Source organism: Mycobacterium bulgaricum (assembly GCF_041287165.2).
In the GTDB taxonomy this organism is placed as follows: Bacteria; Actinomycetota; Actinomycetes; order Mycobacteriales; family Mycobacteriaceae; genus Mycobacterium; species Mycobacterium bulgaricum.
Genome location: NZ_JBGGKV020000014.1, coordinates 23,810 through 39,033, shown reverse-complemented (window position 1 = coordinate 39,033; position 15,224 = coordinate 23,810). Strand labels below are relative to the sequence as shown.

Genomic DNA, 15,224 nt, shown 5'->3' with positions numbered 1-15,224 from the left:
CAGGTTCGGCGAGACCTGCATTGCGATGTCAGGAGGTACGAGTGGACGCGGCTCTGGTGGATAGGCACGACGCGACGAAAGCCGACGAGGTATTCGCTGAGACCTACGCGCTGAGGGTCTCCCCCCTCGACCGCGGACCGTCCGGTTTGAGTGGACGGTTGCAGCGCTCGCACGTCGGGTCGATAACCATCGACGACATCGTCGTCGGCGTCGATTTCCGCTTCCAGCGTCACCCGTCTGACCGAATACTGCTCACACGAATTCACTCCGGAGTGGTGCAGGCCGCCCAGGGTGACCGCTCGCCCGAAGTCTTCACCGAAGGGGACGTCGCGGCCATCGGGGCGGTCAGCGACCGTCCCGTCGCAGGGACCAGTTGCGGTCGCGCACAGCATTACACGGTCGTGCCCATTGACCGGAGGGTTCTCGAAGCCGTGGCGTGCTCATCGTCGGGAGGGTCGCAGCGCGTGGAACTGCTGGGGCAGGCGCCTGTCTCGGTGGAGGCCGGACGGCGCATGGCCAACGCCATCGACTATGCAACCGCATTGGCAGTCACCGATCCGTCGGCGTCCACGGATCCACTCGTGGCCAGCTCTCTTGCGCGTCACCTCGCCGCGGTGATGCTGACGACGTTCCCGCACAGGGCATTACACGCACCCGACGACCACGAGCCGATGCCCGCCCCACTCGCGAAAGCCATCGAGTACATCGAACAGCATGTCGACACCGACGTCACCATCACCTCGGTCGCCAAAGCCGTTCACACGTCGACGCGTTCCTTGCAGCTGATGTTTCGCCGATACCGCGACTGCACCCCTATGCAGCATCTGCGCGACGTACGGATGCTGCGCGCGCACGCCGACCTCATAGCCGCCGACGCTGCGTCCACCTCGGTGGCCGCGGTGGCAACACGATGGGGGTTCGGCCATTCCGGGCGTTTCGCCGGCCGCTACCGCGAGCGCTTCGGAGAAACTCCGTCCGCCACGCTGCACCGATCGCCTGCCGCCGAACGGCGCACAGAAGTCGGGCTCGACTCGATCTTCGTCTAGGTCCACCGAAAACCAGTTGCACTGCCACACCCCCGCGGCGTTGACTGGACCCATGCATCCGCCAGAAGCGACGTGGGATCGGTTGCGGCAGAACGCCATTGGTGGCGCTTTCGGCCGCGACGGAGGCTTGGCGGCTGCGCCGCCTCAGTCCTGCTTGCTGATCAGGCGGGTCAGGGCCTCTCGGTCAGGGGCCAGGAGTTCGTCGATCCGCGGCTGGTTCACATCGGCGACGATGATCTCTCCGACCTCCTGGTAGACGTCGCTGAAGATTCCGTGCGCTTTCATCTTGTCGGTCTGATAGATGTTGTCCTCGGTCGGAGTCACGTAGTAGACGATCTCGGCCTCGAACCGGTGGATCAGCCACAGGTGGATGACGTCCATCAGCCGCTTCTGACGTAAGTGCTCGGCGAATGTGTTCTGGTCGCGGATGGTCAGGATGCTGCGTCCGTGCCGGTCCTTGATCGGATCGACCACGACATTGGCGAGTGGTTCGGTTCCGTCGCCCAGAATCTGGAGATCCAGGATGTCGGAACCCGCACGCCGCGGACGCAACTGCACGTGCAGCTTCTCGGGCAACTCGTAGTGCTCGCTCCACAGGCCGAGCCATTCCTCCAGCAGCTTCTTCGGCACCTCGGTCTGCACGAGGTGCTGATGCTGGGTCGAGCCCTTGCCCATCGACTTCGTCGTCGCCGTCCGGCCCGACGACGCGGCGAGCGCGGCGTCGCTTCGTGGTCCACCGACGAGGGTTTGCGGTGTGCGGTAGGGGGATTCGACGAGGCGCATCTTCCGCTGCAGCCGGGCGAGCGCCAGCATGCCTTCCTGACGGAGCGAGGTCGCGAACTCCTCCGACGCCACACCGTCGACCTGATGCCCGCCATAGGTGATGAAGTTGAAGACGAAGCCCAGCTTGCCGATCTCCTCGGGGAATGCCCGCATCTGCTCATCGGACATTCCGGTGGTGTCCCAGTTGAACGACGGAGACAGGTTGTAGGCCAGCATCTTGTCCGGATATACCGCATGGATCGCGTCGGCGAACTGCTTCGCGTCGGCCAGATCGGCGGTCTTGGTCTCCATCCACAAGATGTCGGCGAACGGCGCCGCGGCCAGCGACTTGGCGATCGCGTACGGGATGCCCCCGCGGACCTGGTAGTAGCCCTCCGGGGTCTTGACCCGCTCGCAGTCCCAGGCGACGTCGGCGCTGAGCTCCTTGGCCTTCGCCCGCGCGGTGTACAGGGGTGCGCGTTCGGCGAACGCGCGCCATTCCGCGACGCTCATCGCCGAAGGCTCACCTTCACGCTCGCGGAACTCCAGCAGTTCGGCGACAGCCTCGCCGTAGGTGTTGAGGCCGGCATCGTCCTGCCACGCGTCGACGAAACGCGACTCGACCTTGTCGAAAGCCGCGTCCACGGAGGTTTCGCGGCCGTCCTGCCACGCCGCCGCGGTCTCGTCGATCACGGCCAGCACGCCCTGCCGCTCCAGCCACGCCTCGGCGACGGCGTATTCGCCGTCCGGCAGGGCATAGAGAAGGTGTCCGTTCAGCTCGGTGACGCCCTTGTCGTAGAACCGACGCACCATCGCCAAAAAGCACGACTTGTACGACGGGATCTTCAGGTTCGTCGCGCCCAACAGGAACGGCTGATCGCGCTCGTCGGCCTTGCTGTCGATCAGGTTGGCCGCCTCGGCGTCGGTCCTCGCGACGATGATGCCGGGCACTCTCATGATGTCGAGCTGGAAGCGGGCGGTGTTGAGGCGCTTGATCTGCTCGTCGGAGGGCACCAGCACCTTCCCGCCCTGGTGCCCGCACTTCTTGGTGCCGGGGCGCTGGTCTTCGATGTGGTAACCCGGCACACCGTTCTCCACAAAACGGCGGATGAGGTTGCGCACGTGAGGATCACCGCCGTGACCGGTGTCGGCGTCGGCGATGATGAACGGCCGGTAATCGTATTCGGGCGCTGCCGCACGTTGTTCGGGGTCCATCTGCAATCGCAGGTACTGCTGATTGCGGTCCGCTGTCAACAGCGCCCGCACGATGCCTGCCGCCTCTTCGGGCACCTGGCTGAGCGGATAGCTCGCGAGGTCCGGGCCGGGGTCCTCGCTGATCGATCCTTTCGCCGATGTCGCCCAGCCGCCGAGGTAGATGCCCTCGATACCCATCCGCTTCATCACCACGGCCTGGCCGGGGGAGTACGGACCGAAGGTGGTGATGCTGCGACCGTTGCCGAACAGCTCGCGCAGGTGCGGGTAGAAGGCGGTCGCCGCCTCACGGGCGATCGGGTAGTCCGCGGGAATGGTGCCCCGCTGCTCTGCGACCTGCCGAGCCGTGTACAGACGGATGATGCCTTCGAAGCGGGGGCTGTCGAAGTAGCGCTGGGTCTCGGCGACATCGCGCTCGAAGGGTGTCTGCGGCTGAAGGTCAGCTTCGATGATGGCCATAACCCACCCTACGACCGTCGGGTGGCCGGCGGGAGCGTTCCGACAGGTCCTGGGTTACTTGGCTGGTAGGGCCGGAATCACTTCGTGCCGAAGATCCGATCGCCGACGTCGCCCAGGCCGGGCAGGATGTAGCCCCGCTCGTCGAGCTCGCGGTCGATGGCCGCGGTGTAGATCGGAACTTCCGGATGCGCCTGCGTCATCGCGGCGATGCCTTCCGGACACGTCAGCAGGCAGACGAACTTGATCGACTTCGGACGGTATTCCCGCAGACGCTCCACTGCCGCGATCGCGGAGTTGCCGGTGGCCAGCAGCGGGTCCACCACGATCAGATCACGCTCATGCAGATCACCGGGCATTTTGAAGTAATACTCCACCGCGATAAGGGTTTTCGGATCGCGGTACAGGCCGATGTGGCCCACCCGCGCCGACGGCACCACCTCGAGCATGCCGTCGAGAATGCCGGTGCCGGCCCGCAGGATCGACACGAAGACCAGCTTCTTGCCGTCCATCGCGGTGCCTGTCGTGACCTCCAGCGGCGTCTCCACCTCTACCTCGTGGACCGCGACGTCGCGCAGCACCTCGTAGGCCATCATCGCCGACACCTCACGCACCAGTCGCCTGAAGCTGTTGGTGGAAGCCTCTTTCCGCCGCATGAGCGTGAGTTTGTGCTGCACCAGCGGATGATCCACGACGTGCACCGCCACTAGAAAACCGTCCCATCACTTGTGACCGACAGCGGAGGCAACCCGCGGCGTAGGCGCTGCGCCGCCGCGCGCCCGGCCGCCCAGGTACCTCCTTCGAGGACGCGCGCCAGCGGCATCCGCTGCGCGTCGACACCGAGGCAGCTGCGAACCAGGGGCGCCAACTCGTCGAGTAGGGCCACCGTCAATGCGCGCCATTCGACGATCAGCTCATGCCCGGGTTCCCACGTCTGACCGGGGCCCGGGGAATGGCGCAGGGCCAGCACCCCACTGTCGAGGAGCAGACCGCCGTTGCGGTACTCGGGCAGTGCTGTCAGGGCATCGATGTCCAGCACATCGATACCCGCCCATTCGAACGGCTCGATCAACGAGTAGGTCAGCCACTGCGTCAGCTTGTGAAACGGCATCCAGCCCGCCGTGAGCCCGGGCCCCGTTACCGCCTCGTGTCGCCAGCAGTCGCCGAGCGGGATGTCTCCGATGGTGTTGTGCGACAGCCAGATCGGTGACAGCGAAGACAGCAGGAGCGTCAGGATGTCGTGGGCGCGCACCTCGCCGCAACTCGCCAGCGCCTCGAACAGGCCGCCCGGCCTGCCGTGCTCACCGAAGTGCTCGGGCTGAGCGGCCAGCCCATCCCCGAGCCTGCGCATCAGCGCCACGCGGCCGCCCAGACCCACCAGCGGATTGTTCGGCGTCACCTGGAAGATCTCGGCCAGCCGCGCCTCCGTCAACGCGCGCAGGCCGTTCGCGTCGACCTGCAGGGGTCGGGCAGGGTCGCTGGAGAACGCGCCCGAGACGAAGCCGTGCCAGGTCGCAACGCCCAGGCCTTCGGAGCGGCTGTAGCGGGAGCTCGACCCGTCCCGCGTCTCGACGTAGGCCCAGTCGGCCCCGGCTCCGGCGTCGAGCAGCACGCTCACCACGGTGAGGTCGACCATCGCCCGCGCCCGTTCCGTGCCGCCGCCGTCGAGTCGCGCGTCCAGCTCGGACTTGCGGTCCACGCCGCCGGCTTCGAAATGCCGCCACCTGCTGTGATAGGGAATATCCAGGTCCGGGAAGCGTTCCCGGGTCAGCGCGGCGACCTCTTCGGCGGCTGCGCCGAGGGCGGCATCGTCGACGGTGAACCAGAGCGATTCACCGCTGCGCGCGCGCTGCAAGAGCTGCACCGACCGCTCCCGTACCGCGTCCGTCGTCCGCAGCAGCGCGGCAGCCTTCCGCTCTTCCCCCGACCTCACAGCCCCCGGCCCTTGGCCTTTTTCAGCTCCTCGACGTCGGGCACCGCCCCCGGCGTGTAGTAACCGGCCGCGGTCTTGGCGTCGATCTCGACCTGGGCGTCGGCGGGAATCAGTTCGTCGGGAATCGAAACCCGTTCGCCCACTTCGATTCCCGATCCGGTGATCGCGTCGTACTTCATATTGCTCATCGACACCAGGCGGTGGATCCGGCGGATGCCGAGCCAGTGCAGCACGTCGGGCATCAGTTCCTGAAACCGCATGTCCTGGACGCCCGCCACACATTCGGTACGGGCGAAGTACTGGTCGGCAGTATCTCCGCCGACCTGGCGCTTTCTCGCGTTGTACACGAGGAATTTCGTCACCTCGCCGAGGGCCCGGCCCTCTTTGCGGGAGTAGGCGACCAGGCCGACGCCGCCACGCTGGGCGCCCCGGATGCACTCCTCGATGGCGTGCGTCAGATATGGCCGGCAGGTGCAGATGTCCGAACCGAACACATCGGAGCCGTTGCACTCGTCGTGCACCCGGGCCGTCAGTTCGACAGCGGGGTCGGCGAGAGCGCGGGGGTCGCCGAAGATGTAGATGGTCTGCCCCCCGATCGGCGGGAGGAAGACGTCCAGATCGGAGCGCGTGACGAGTTCCGGGTACATGCCCCCGGTCTCTTCGAAAAGCACTCGGCGCAAATCGGTCTCGCTGCAGCCGAACCGCTGGGCGACACCGGGGAGATACCACACAGGCTCGATGGCCGCTTTGGTCACCTGCGCCGCCCCCGTCGCCAGCAGTACCCGCCCGTCGGGGATCAGTCGCGCCTTCGCGATCGCGTCGTGGACCTCGGGCAGGATCACCTGCGCCTTGGTGACGGCGATGGTCGGGCGGACGTCCAGACCATCGGCGATGTGACGGGCGAAGACGTCGGCGACCAGGGCGCCCCATGGATCGAGGCTGACGATGGCTTCGGGGTCCGTCCACTGCGGGTACGGGCCGATGACGTCGGTGGGCGAGGTGTTCGTCAGATCGGCCCGGTGCTCACGAGAGAGCTTGCCGGCCGCGACGGCGAGCGCCCGGTACACACCGTAGGCACCGCTGTGGGTGCCGACCACGTTGCGGTGCCCGCGCGTGGTGGTCGTGCCGACGACCGGGCCGCGCTGCTCAGGTGTCGGGGCGCCCCAACACAACCCGGGCGCATCGGTGCCTCCGCTGTGCGATGTCAACCTGATGTGCCCGCCGGGGGAGGACCGGGCAGGTGGTGGTGCGGCGTCGGGAGACATCGACCTCCTCGCAACTGCTCACTCGACGGGAATCCGCAAGCATAGTCAGTAGGGGGCCCAGGCGCCTCGGCTCTGATCTCCCGAGGCGCCGGGGGCCCGCGACCCGCGACTCAATACCACTGTTCGACCGATGTCGACTTGCCGTTCTGGCAGACGACGTTGACGTTCCATTTCTTGAAGAGCGGCACACCGGGGAACACCAGCTCCGCCTTGGCGTTCGGGAAATTCGCCTGCTGGTTCTCGATGCCGAAGCCCTTCAGGAAGAAGTCCCGGCGGATCGAATTGGCGTTGTAGGTGCAGTTGGTGTCCTCCGGCGTGAAACTCTGCACGGTGACGCGCAGCCCACCGGGGAAGGGCGCGAAGAACAGCGTCGGATTGCCGTTGACGACATCGGCCGACGCCGGTGCCGCGGCGCCGAAAAGTATTGCGGGCGCCGCGGCCCCGGCGATAACCGCAGCCATCACCGATTTCGTGGTGATTCTGCTCAACATGACGGACCTCCTTGGTTGTTGCGCACGATTGTTCGTGCGTCACCAAGGCTGCTGACGTGCGAGCCGGCAGACACGCGTAGCGGACTACTTCAATTCGCGACGACGTGTGCACTGCTGTCGCGGGTGGTGCGGCCCACTACTCACACCGGCCAGGACTCGCGACGGTACGCGCCGTCGAAAAACATCCACTCATAGCGTGACGTCGTCACAAAATGCGCGCGGGCGGCCGCTTCCTCGGGAGCGGTGAGGGCAGGTCCGATGCGGTCGGCGAGCGCGAGCACCTCGGTCACGGTGGCGGCGAACTCCTCCCCGCCGTAGCTGTCGATCCAGCGCTGGTAGCGCACATCGGTCGAACCTCGGGTCAGCAGCTCCGCGCCGACCTCGGCATAGATCCAGTAGCAGGGGAGTACCGCGGCGAGCCCGTCGGCGAAGCTACCGCCATAGGCGGTCGCGAGCAGGTAGCTGTTGTACGCCAGGGTCGTCGGCGCCACGGGCGCGGCGTCCACAGCGTCGGCCGACAGACCGAGCGCGGGCAACAGCTCACCGTGCAGCGACAGCTCGACATCGAAAACCTCGGCGGCATGCCGCGAGAACATCGCCGTATCGGCCAGCGTGGGCGCCTTGGCGGCGACGACGGCGAGTGCGCGGGAGTAGGTGCGCAGATAGTGCACATCCTGGGCGACGTAACCGGCGAACACGTCCGCAGGCAGACTGCCGTCGGTCAGGCCCGTGATGAACGGATGATCCAGTATCGCGTCATAGATGGGGGCGATCTCGTTCCAGAGCGACCCGGTCCACGTGCTCGTTCCGTTGCCGGTGTCGTTGCGGCCGATTCGCGGGGCCACGGGCATGTCAGTTTCCTTCCGAGGGCGCAAGCACTGCGATGAATTTCCGGCGGACGGGCGGTCGATAAAGACGACCGACAACGAAAAGCCTGCCGGAGGGTGACTGTAATGACCGATACGACAGCTCTGCCGCCTGTGGTCGACGCGAACACCTGGCGCGCGGCCCTCGACCAACTTCGCGAACGCGAGAAGGCGGCGACCCGCGAACTCGACGCCATCGCGGCGCAGCGCCGACGCCTGCCCATGGTCGAGATGCCGGACTACACGCTCGTCGGCCCCGACGGCCCGGTTCGGCTCGTCGACATCTTCGACGGCCGTTCTCAGCTGGTGGTCTACAACCACATGTGGAACGACGGCGCGGAGTGGCAGTGCGGCGGCTGCACCGGCTACACCTCTCAGTTCGTGCGGCTGGACTTTCTCGACAACTACGACGCCAAGTTCGTGATCGTCACCGCGGGACCCATCGACGAGGCCCTGGCCTACCGCGAGAAGGTGGGCAATGCCATGGAGTGGTACTCGTCGTCGGAAAGTTCGTTCGCCGCCGACGTCGACGCGGCTCCGGGGACCGGCTTCGGCGTCAACGTCTTCCTGCGGGCCGGCGACACGGTCTACCGGACGTGGCACACCAACGGCCGCGGGACCGAACAGCTCAGTTACACGTTTCCGTTGGTCGACGTGCTGCCGTGGGGGCGCCAGGAGCAGTGGCAGGACTCCCCGCAGGGCTGGCCCAAGAGCCCGACGTATTCGAGGTGGCTGGACTCGCCGGACGTCGCGCGCCTGTACGGTCCGTGAACCCCGCCGCGACGGGATCGGTCGCGCTTGGCAGACTGTGGCCATGGCACAGATAACTTTGCGTGGAAATCCGATCAACACCGTCGGTGAGCTGCCCGCCGTCGGATCTGCGGCGCCCGGATTCACCCTCACCGGGACCGATCTCGGCACAGTCACCGACGAGCAGTTCCGCGGCAAGCCTCTGCTGCTCAACATCTTTCCGTCGGTTGACACGCCTGTCTGCTCTGCCAGCGTGCGCAAGTTCAACGAGGCCGCGGCATCCAGTGGGGTCGCGGTGCTCAACGTGTCCAACGACCTGCCTTTTGCACAGAAGCGCTTCTGCGGCGCCGAAGGCATCGACAACGTGACGTCCGGTTCCGGCTTTCGTGACAGCTTCGGCGACGACTTCGGGATCAGGATCGTCGACGGCCCGATGGCCGGCCTGCTCGGCCGCGCAGTGGTTGTCGTCGGGGCCGACGGCAACGTCATCTACACCGAGCTGGTGCCCGAGATCGGGCAGGAGCCCGATTACGACGCGGCCCTGGCCGCGCTCAACGGGTGAGGCGCGACACACCCTAGAGGGCGACGCGCCGAGATAGGTCACCATTCGGTCCCGGTACCGCATCTCCTTGATCCAGCGTCCTGCGACGACGGAATTACACCGCTTCGGGTGGTGTAGAAGTGGTCATAGTGACTGTTGTTAATCAATGAGTCCAGCGTCAAACAACGGCGCTGGCTTGCGGAAAGCGGGAAAGTGCAATGCGACGCGTCTTGGTCTTGGTCATCGGTCTCGCCCTCCTGCTGGCGACGCCTGGCTTGGCGACGGCCCAGCCCGCACGGTCAGCGACCAATCAGAAGGCGGTCGAGGCCGTCGTCGCCCGAGCGCTCTCTCAGCGCGGTGTGCCGTTCGCCTACGGCGGCGGCGGTGCGTCGGGTCCGAGCAAGGGCACCGTGGCGGTACCCGAGGCTGAGTCTGCCGTTCCCGACCAGGCGGAGGTCGACGCCCAGTCGCTGGATCTGGCGCCCGGTCTGAACCTTCCGAGCGTCGCGCCCAACGCCACTGCGCCGTCCCTGCCCTCGGTCCCCGCGCCCGCCCCGCGGATGGAGGTCGTGGGATTCGACGCGTCCGGTCTGATGGTCTACGCGTATGCCGGTGTCGGCGTGAAGCTTCCGCGCTCCTCGGGTGAGATGTACAAGGTCGGACAGAAGGTCGTGCCCTCGCTGGCGCTGCCGGGCGACCTGATCTTCTACGGCCCCGAGGGCACGCAGAGCGTGGCGCTGTTCATTGGCAACGGCCAGATGGTGGAGACGACCGATGCCGGCGTCGCGGTCTCACCGGTGCGCACCAAGGAGATGACGCCCTACCTCGTCCGCATCATTGCATGATGTTCAGGGCCGGACGGCCCCGGGCACCTTGTAGGCGACGACGTTGCGCTACATCGAATCCGACGACCCGATCAGCCTCGACGAACTTCGCAGTGGCCTCAAGTTCGCGTCGAGTGGCCTGCTCGCCGGCGGCGGGCCAGAGTCTGCGGCTACCGCGAAAGCGTCACGGAGACAACAGCTTTGACACCGCTGTCGAATTCAGCATGTGTTGTTAACCTTTTCGACAGCAAACGGAATTCCGCCCGTCACCGGGCGCTGCACCCAATAGTCCCCGGGTTCGCCAGCCAGGCAGGGCGAGCTTGCCTGACCGCGGCGTGACAATGTCACGCGCCCCAGGTGAGGGCGGCGCGGCATCGCGAGTCGACGCGGGCGTTTTCCATGCACGAGCCCCCGATTGACCGGAAATATTGTGGGATTGACGGGCGTCGATTAATGTCGTCTCGCCTGGATCACCCACTTTCCAGCGTTGCTGGAAGTCCCACGTAAGGATTTCACGTGCGCGGAATACTCGCTGCGGCTGGCGCTGCAACAGTTGCTGCAGCAAGCATCGCAGCCCCGACGCCGTACGCGCTGGCAGCAAATGTACTCACCGTGACGGGATACACCTTCGGCGGCAAGATCGACTGGGAGATGGACGAAATCTTCCGTGGGTCGTTCTGTTCGGAGTCTTCGGGTAATTCATGCACGTCGGTCGAATACAACTCCGGGGTCTCCGAGGGGGCTGAGGAAGACGGGTTGCGGGCCCTTCGCGGCGCCCTCGCCACCGCCGCGCCGCCGACGGTGGTTGTGGGCTTCTCGCAAGGAGCGACGATCGCCACGCACTGGCTTCAGGAGACCGCCGGAAGCGCCGGTGCCCCCGATCCCGACGAGCTGTCGTTCGTTCTCGCCGCAAACCCGAAGCGCAAGTACGGCGGCGTGCGGAGCGGTTTCGCCGAGCCCACGCCACATACCGAATACGACGTCGTCGACATCGCCATCGAGTACGACGGCGCTGCAGATTTCCCGACCGACCCGCGCAACCTTCTTGCGCTCGCCAACGCTTTGGCCGGATTTGCCTACTTCCACATCCCGGGTTACAACAACATCGACCTCGAGACCGCCGAAAAGCTGGTGTGGAAAGAGGGGAACACCACCTACGTGCTGATTCGGCGCGAGAACCTTCCGCTGCTGGAGCCGCTGCGCATGCTCGGCCTCGACGAGCTCGCCGACGCTCTCAACGGCCCGCTCAAAAAAGCGATCGACGAAGCCTACGACCGTGACTATCCCGGTCTCATCCACCCCAGATGGCACGACGAGGTTCTGGGGTCACTCTTCGGGACCGCAGACGACACTGACGAATTCAGCCCTACGGCAGCGCGATTCGCCTCCCCGGCGGTTGAGGAAGATGTCCTCGACGAGCCGGAAGCGGAGTTGACCGCGGAACTCGACGCATCGCCGATCGCTGTGGACGGCGACACGGTCGACGAGGACGAGGACGAGGACAGCGACAAGGACGGGGCGCCCGACACGACGACCGAGACCGAGGAGTCCGCGGGCGAAGACGAGGCCGACGACGCGCGCGGAGACGACGCCGACGCCGAAGGCGCCGATTCGACACGGGACGACCGCAAGTCCACGAAATCCTCGGCAGCGCAAGCCGACAACGAGACCCGGGCGGACCAAGATTCCGGCTCAAACGACGACTCCGACTCGTCGTCGGAATAGCGATACGTCAGGCCGCCGGCATGGCGCCCGCGACAGTGAACATCAACACCAGACCCGGCAGCAGATTGGTCACCTGGTGGGCCACGATGCTCGCGGACAGATTGTCGGAGTACAAGCGCGCCAACCCGATCGGGATCGCCACCACCAGGAGCAGCGGGGTCCTGGTCAGTTCGAGATGGGCGACCGAGAACACGACGGTCGTGACCCCGAATGCGACCCACCGTCCCCAGCGTTGGTCCACCGCCTCCCACAGCAGTCCGCGGTAGAGGATTTCCTCGCAGATCGGCGCGACGATCGCGATGAGAACGAACACCGCCACGGCCCAGGCCCACGTCCCGCGCGCGGCCCCGAACACCTCACCCGCGGCGGAGTTGGCATCCGCGCCGACGATCGCGGTCCACAGCAGCGATGCCGGAATCGTCACGAAGAGACCCACTGTTCCGAACAGCAGACCCAGTCCCGCTGCGCGCCAGCACCATTGGAGCCGAAGGTCGATGCGCGGTCCGTTGCCGCGCCACCGGGTGATCATGATCGCCAACACGGCCGCCAGAATGCTCGGGACGCCGACGACCAGCAGAAGGAGGGAAACGTGCGCCAGTTCGGAGCCGGCGAACGGGAGCGCGACAAGCACCGACGTCAGCAGATAGGCGACCTCTACGAAGAGGAATGCGCCCAAACCCCACCGGTGACGGCGTCCAGACTGCGGTTGAGCTTCCACGGCCAAACGTTAGTGCACGCTAGCTGACGGTGATGAACGGGCTGATGACGTCCCTGACGAACTGCGCGACGTTGATCGACGGATTGTTGTCCGGAAAGCTCACCGTCGCCAGGATGTTGCCGCCGGCATCGGCGAAGTTCCCGTCCGCGCGATCCTGATGCGACGACGACGTGACGAGGATGATTCCTGAGGTGTCGGCCTTTTTGGCCAATGGCACCGAGAATGCTGCGTTCTGCTCCGTGCTGTTGGCCCGGTCCTCGACGATGATGCGCTCCTCGGGAATGCCGTAGAGCCGCAGCATCTTGCGCATCTGGCCGGCTTCGGTGTTGCCGTTTCGCGGGTTTCCGCCCGTGACGATGATCGGCGATTGCGGGAACATGTGCCCGACCGCCATCCCGGCGAGCACACGGGTGTGCAGGATCAGCCGCATCGTGCCGTCGGGCTTGAGTCCGTAGCCGAGAATCACGATCGCGGGCTTGGAGAAGTCCTTGGCCACGAGGGGCGGCGCGGCCTGCGCGGCACCCGCCGACGTACCGCCTGCGACCACCGCGAGGGTCATCGCCAACGCCACGATCAGCGCCCTGCTTCGCGCCACCGTTCCGCGCCACGTCGCTGCAGACCTTTGAGTCATCAACCGGTTCATCGCCCCGACAACCGAAGTCATTACGGTCCGGTCTCGAAGCGCCAACGATGCGCGATCATCGCGGGCTGACATTCGCACGATCCGCCGGCACGTGGTCTGGTGGAAGGTGATGTCTTCTCACCGCCCACCCCGTCACCCCCTGGCTCTCGCCGGGGTCGCCGCGCTTGCGTCAATCCCGCTGTTCCTCGTCGCGGCGCCCAGCGCATCGTCGGCGCCACCCTCGGACAGCCAGGGTTATCTCGACTCGACCGCACGGTGCACGGCACCGGACGTGATGGTCGTCTTCGGCAGTACGGAAAGTTCCCGCGTCGCGATCTGCCGCGACACCGACGGCGACTACGAGTACCGCGGCGTCCGGGTCCGGGACGGCGCTCGGTTGGTCGTGCCGGCGTCGCGAACGTCCGACGGAGGCTTCACTGCGACCAACGACGGCATCGACTACCTGGTGACGTCGACCGACCTCGTGGTCAGTGTGGGGGAGAAGGTGATTCGCGACGAACCGATGGTCGACTTCCATGAAGCCGAATCGTCGGGCACCTCCACCGAATCGCCGAGCACGTCGTCGGAGCCCACGCCGACCACACCGTTGCCGCCGCCCCTCCCCGCGGAGGTCGGCGGCGACGAGGGCAATTGACCGTCAGTCGGCAGTCAGGTCCACCTGTGCGCCGATGCTGATGGATCCGGACGTCAGGATCCGGCAGACCGAGCCGCCGCGCTGGCTCATCGCTCTGGCCGCGCCAGGGGCGATCCAATCGTCGAGGAGCCGGCAGGGCGCGGCCTGACGGACCACCTCCAGTTCGACGTCGCCGATCCGCAGCCGGGAGCCGGGGCGCGTCGGGATGAGGCCCGCGTCGACGGTCAGGTTGCGGCGCGTCGCGCCGGGATCGATGGGGTGCCCGAGATCGGCGGCCGCCAAGTTCAGCATCTCCTGCGACTGGATGGTGACGTGCCGGTGCTTGGTGCCGTGATACCGATCACCGACGAGACCCGCGCCCGCTTCGGCGTCGACGGCGACGACCGAACGCGTCGGCACTTTCCGGCCCGGGGCGATGTGGATGGCGATGACCTGCACGGAGCGCCAGTCTAGGTGGGTGCCCCGATGCCGGGATGCCGCCCGGAACGCCGCTGTGACGGCGACCAGCGAGGCGGTCAAGAATGCAGGAAGGCTTCGGAGGCCGATCAGCGCGGCCCTTGCCTGTGTCGCTCAGAGGTAAGGGTCGGCCCAGGCGCTGATGATGCGCGCTGCCCTGGCAGCCTGGTTTTTCTCTGTGAGCAGATGGTCGGCGCCCTCGAGCGAGATGAAATTCCTGGGGTGGCGCGCCGCGCGGAAGATGTCGCTGGCGTTCGCGATGCCGACGGTGTTGTCGGTCGGTGAGTGCATGACGAGCAGTGCGCGGCGCAGCGTCTTGATCCGCTCGCGTAGATCGGCCGACCGCACGTCTTCGATGAAATGCCTGCGCAGCGTCAAAGCCTTGCCGCCGACGCGGAACGGCGCTTCGCCGTCGGCCTCGATGCGGTGCAGCAACGCGTCATAGTTGTGTTCGACGTGGGCGGGCTGAAACGGCGCGCCCACGCTGGCCAGGGCGGTCACCGAGGGGCAGCCGTGCGCGGCCGCTATCGCCGCCGCGCCGCCGAAGGAATGTCCGACGAGCAACCGGACCTCGTGGCCACGGTCGTTCATGAACTCCACAGCGCGAATGGTGTCCTCGACCTTGTGGGAGAAGGAGCCGTCACCCCAATCTCCTTCGGAATGGCCGAGTCCCAGATTGTCGAACCGCAACATGCCGATGCCCTCGCTGGCCAGCTGCTTGCAGATCCGGCTCGCCGCAGCGCAATCCTTGCCGAGGGTGAATCCGTGCGCGAAGACGCCCCACCCGCGGACTTCGCCCTCGGGTGGGTCGATCAGGCCTGCGAGCTTCGGCCCGCTGCTGCTGGGGAAGCTCACGCGTTCTGCCACGCGCTCATCCTGTCATCGCATCGCTGGCGTCACGC

The 15,224-nt window shown here is 66.4% G+C and carries 16 protein-coding genes; 6 read left to right on the top strand and 10 right to left on the bottom strand.

What is annotated here, in order from left to right; genetic code table 11:
- Positions 1 to 41: 41 nt before the first annotated feature.
- On the top strand, positions 42 to 1,046 hold the full coding sequence (locus tag ACAG24_RS25780) for a helix-turn-helix transcriptional regulator (protein WP_370475245.1): 1,005 nt from the start codon (positions 42 to 44) through the stop codon (positions 1,044 to 1,046).
- A gap of 144 nt (positions 1,047 to 1,190) precedes the next feature.
- Here the strand turns inward: ACAG24_RS25780 and aceA are convergent, their stop codons facing one another.
- From aceA to tenA, 6 genes are all read right to left on the bottom strand, one after another.
- Complete coding sequence (aceA, locus tag ACAG24_RS25775; protein ID WP_370475244.1) at positions 1,191 to 3,479, bottom strand: isocitrate lyase ICL2; 2,289 nt, start codon at positions 3,477 to 3,479, stop codon at positions 1,191 to 1,193.
- A gap of 77 nt (positions 3,480 to 3,556) precedes the next feature.
- Positions 3,557 to 4,183 carry a uracil phosphoribosyltransferase gene (upp, locus tag ACAG24_RS25770; RefSeq protein WP_370475243.1) on the bottom strand — a complete coding sequence of 209 codons (627 nt, stop codon included), beginning with the start codon at positions 4,181 to 4,183 and terminating at the stop codon, positions 3,557 to 3,559.
- Positions 4,183 to 5,409, bottom strand: a complete 1,227-nt coding sequence (locus ACAG24_RS25765) for a URC4/urg3 family protein (protein ID WP_370475242.1) — start codon at positions 5,407 to 5,409, stop codon at positions 4,183 to 4,185. The genes upp and ACAG24_RS25765 overlap by 1 nt, the downstream gene beginning before the upstream one ends.
- Complete coding sequence (locus ACAG24_RS25760) at positions 5,406 to 6,674, bottom strand: GTP cyclohydrolase II (RefSeq protein ID WP_370475241.1); 1,269 nt, start codon at positions 6,672 to 6,674, stop codon at positions 5,406 to 5,408. The genes ACAG24_RS25765 and ACAG24_RS25760 overlap by 4 nt, the downstream gene beginning before the upstream one ends.
- 110 nt (positions 6,675 to 6,784) lie before the next feature.
- Complete coding sequence (locus ACAG24_RS25755; RefSeq protein ID WP_370475239.1) at positions 6,785 to 7,165, bottom strand: hypothetical protein; 381 nt, start codon at positions 7,163 to 7,165, stop codon at positions 6,785 to 6,787.
- 140 nt (positions 7,166 to 7,305) lie between these two features.
- The gene (gene tenA / locus ACAG24_RS25750; RefSeq protein ID WP_370475238.1) at positions 7,306 to 8,016 is read right to left on the bottom strand and encodes a thiaminase II; all 711 of its coding nucleotides are present in this window, start codon (positions 8,014 to 8,016) and stop codon (positions 7,306 to 7,308) included.
- A 102-nt stretch (positions 8,017 to 8,118) separates the two neighbouring features.
- Between tenA and ACAG24_RS25745 the strand changes: the two genes are divergently transcribed.
- The 4 genes from ACAG24_RS25745 (at position 8,119) to ACAG24_RS25730 (ending at position 11,871) form a co-directional block, all read left to right on the top strand.
- Positions 8,119 to 8,802: a DUF899 domain-containing protein gene (locus ACAG24_RS25745; RefSeq protein WP_370475237.1), complete on the top strand. Its 684-nt coding sequence runs from the start codon at positions 8,119 to 8,121 to the stop codon at positions 8,800 to 8,802.
- 43 nt (positions 8,803 to 8,845) lie between these two features.
- The gene (tpx, locus tag ACAG24_RS25740; protein ID WP_370475236.1) at positions 8,846 to 9,343 is read left to right on the top strand and encodes a thiol peroxidase; all 498 of its coding nucleotides are present in this window, start codon (positions 8,846 to 8,848) and stop codon (positions 9,341 to 9,343) included.
- 197 nt (positions 9,344 to 9,540) lie between these two features.
- Entirely contained in the window at positions 9,541 to 10,167 is a 627-nt protein-coding gene (gene ripD / locus ACAG24_RS25735; RefSeq protein ID WP_370475235.1) for an NlpC/P60 family peptidoglycan-binding protein RipD, read from the top strand.
- A gap of 591 nt (positions 10,168 to 10,758) precedes the next feature.
- Positions 10,759 to 11,871: a PE-PPE domain-containing protein gene (locus ACAG24_RS25730; RefSeq protein WP_370475234.1), complete on the top strand. Its 1,113-nt coding sequence runs from the start codon at positions 10,759 to 10,761 to the stop codon at positions 11,869 to 11,871.
- A gap of 7 nt (positions 11,872 to 11,878) precedes the next feature.
- On the opposite strand, the gene ACAG24_RS25725 is transcribed toward ACAG24_RS25730, so the two are convergent.
- Together ACAG24_RS25725 and ACAG24_RS25720 are read right to left on the bottom strand one after the other, a co-directional pair.
- Complete coding sequence (locus tag ACAG24_RS25725; protein ID WP_370475233.1) at positions 11,879 to 12,589, bottom strand: CPBP family intramembrane glutamic endopeptidase; 711 nt, start codon at positions 12,587 to 12,589, stop codon at positions 11,879 to 11,881.
- Positions 12,590 to 12,608: 19 nt separating this feature from the next.
- Entirely contained in the window at positions 12,609 to 13,220 is a 612-nt protein-coding gene (locus tag ACAG24_RS25720; protein ID WP_370475232.1) for a YdcF family protein, read from the bottom strand.
- A 121-nt stretch (positions 13,221 to 13,341) separates the two neighbouring features.
- Between ACAG24_RS25720 and ACAG24_RS25715 the strand changes: the two genes are divergently transcribed.
- Complete coding sequence (locus tag ACAG24_RS25715) at positions 13,342 to 13,866, top strand: hypothetical protein (protein ID WP_370475231.1); 525 nt, start codon at positions 13,342 to 13,344, stop codon at positions 13,864 to 13,866.
- Between the two features lie 3 nt (positions 13,867 to 13,869).
- Here the strand turns inward: ACAG24_RS25715 and ACAG24_RS25710 are convergent, their stop codons facing one another.
- Positions 13,870 to 14,304 carry an MOSC domain-containing protein gene (locus ACAG24_RS25710; protein ID WP_370475230.1) on the bottom strand — a complete coding sequence of 145 codons (435 nt, stop codon included), beginning with the start codon at positions 14,302 to 14,304 and terminating at the stop codon, positions 13,870 to 13,872.
- 132 nt (positions 14,305 to 14,436) lie between these two features.
- Positions 14,437 to 15,189, bottom strand: a complete 753-nt coding sequence (locus ACAG24_RS25705) for an alpha/beta hydrolase family protein (RefSeq protein WP_370475228.1) — start codon at positions 15,187 to 15,189, stop codon at positions 14,437 to 14,439.
- Positions 15,190 to 15,224 lie beyond the last annotated feature (35 nt).

Coding starts and splice junctions, on each gene's coding strand:
- aceA (WP_370475244.1), bottom strand. CDS start 3,479: ATGGCCATCATCGAAGCTGACCTTCAGCCGCAGACACCCTTCGAGCGC.
- ACAG24_RS25760 (WP_370475241.1), bottom strand. CDS start 6,674: ATGTCTCCCGACGCCGCACCACCACCTGCCCGGTCCTCCCCCGGCGGG.
- ACAG24_RS25755 (WP_370475239.1), bottom strand. CDS start 7,165: ATGTTGAGCAGAATCACCACGAAATCGGTGATGGCTGCGGTTATCGCC.
- tenA (WP_370475238.1), bottom strand. CDS start 8,016: ATGCCCGTGGCCCCGCGAATCGGCCGCAACGACACCGGCAACGGAACG.
- ACAG24_RS25745 (WP_370475237.1), top strand. CDS start 8,119: ATGACCGATACGACAGCTCTGCCGCCTGTGGTCGACGCGAACACCTGG.
- tpx (WP_370475236.1), top strand. CDS start 8,846: ATGGCACAGATAACTTTGCGTGGAAATCCGATCAACACCGTCGGTGAG.
- ripD (WP_370475235.1), top strand. CDS start 9,541: ATGCGACGCGTCTTGGTCTTGGTCATCGGTCTCGCCCTCCTGCTGGCG.
- ACAG24_RS25720 (WP_370475232.1), bottom strand. CDS start 13,220: ATGACTCAAAGGTCTGCAGCGACGTGGCGCGGAACGGTGGCGCGAAGC.
- ACAG24_RS25715 (WP_370475231.1), top strand. CDS start 13,342: ATGTCTTCTCACCGCCCACCCCGTCACCCCCTGGCTCTCGCCGGGGTC.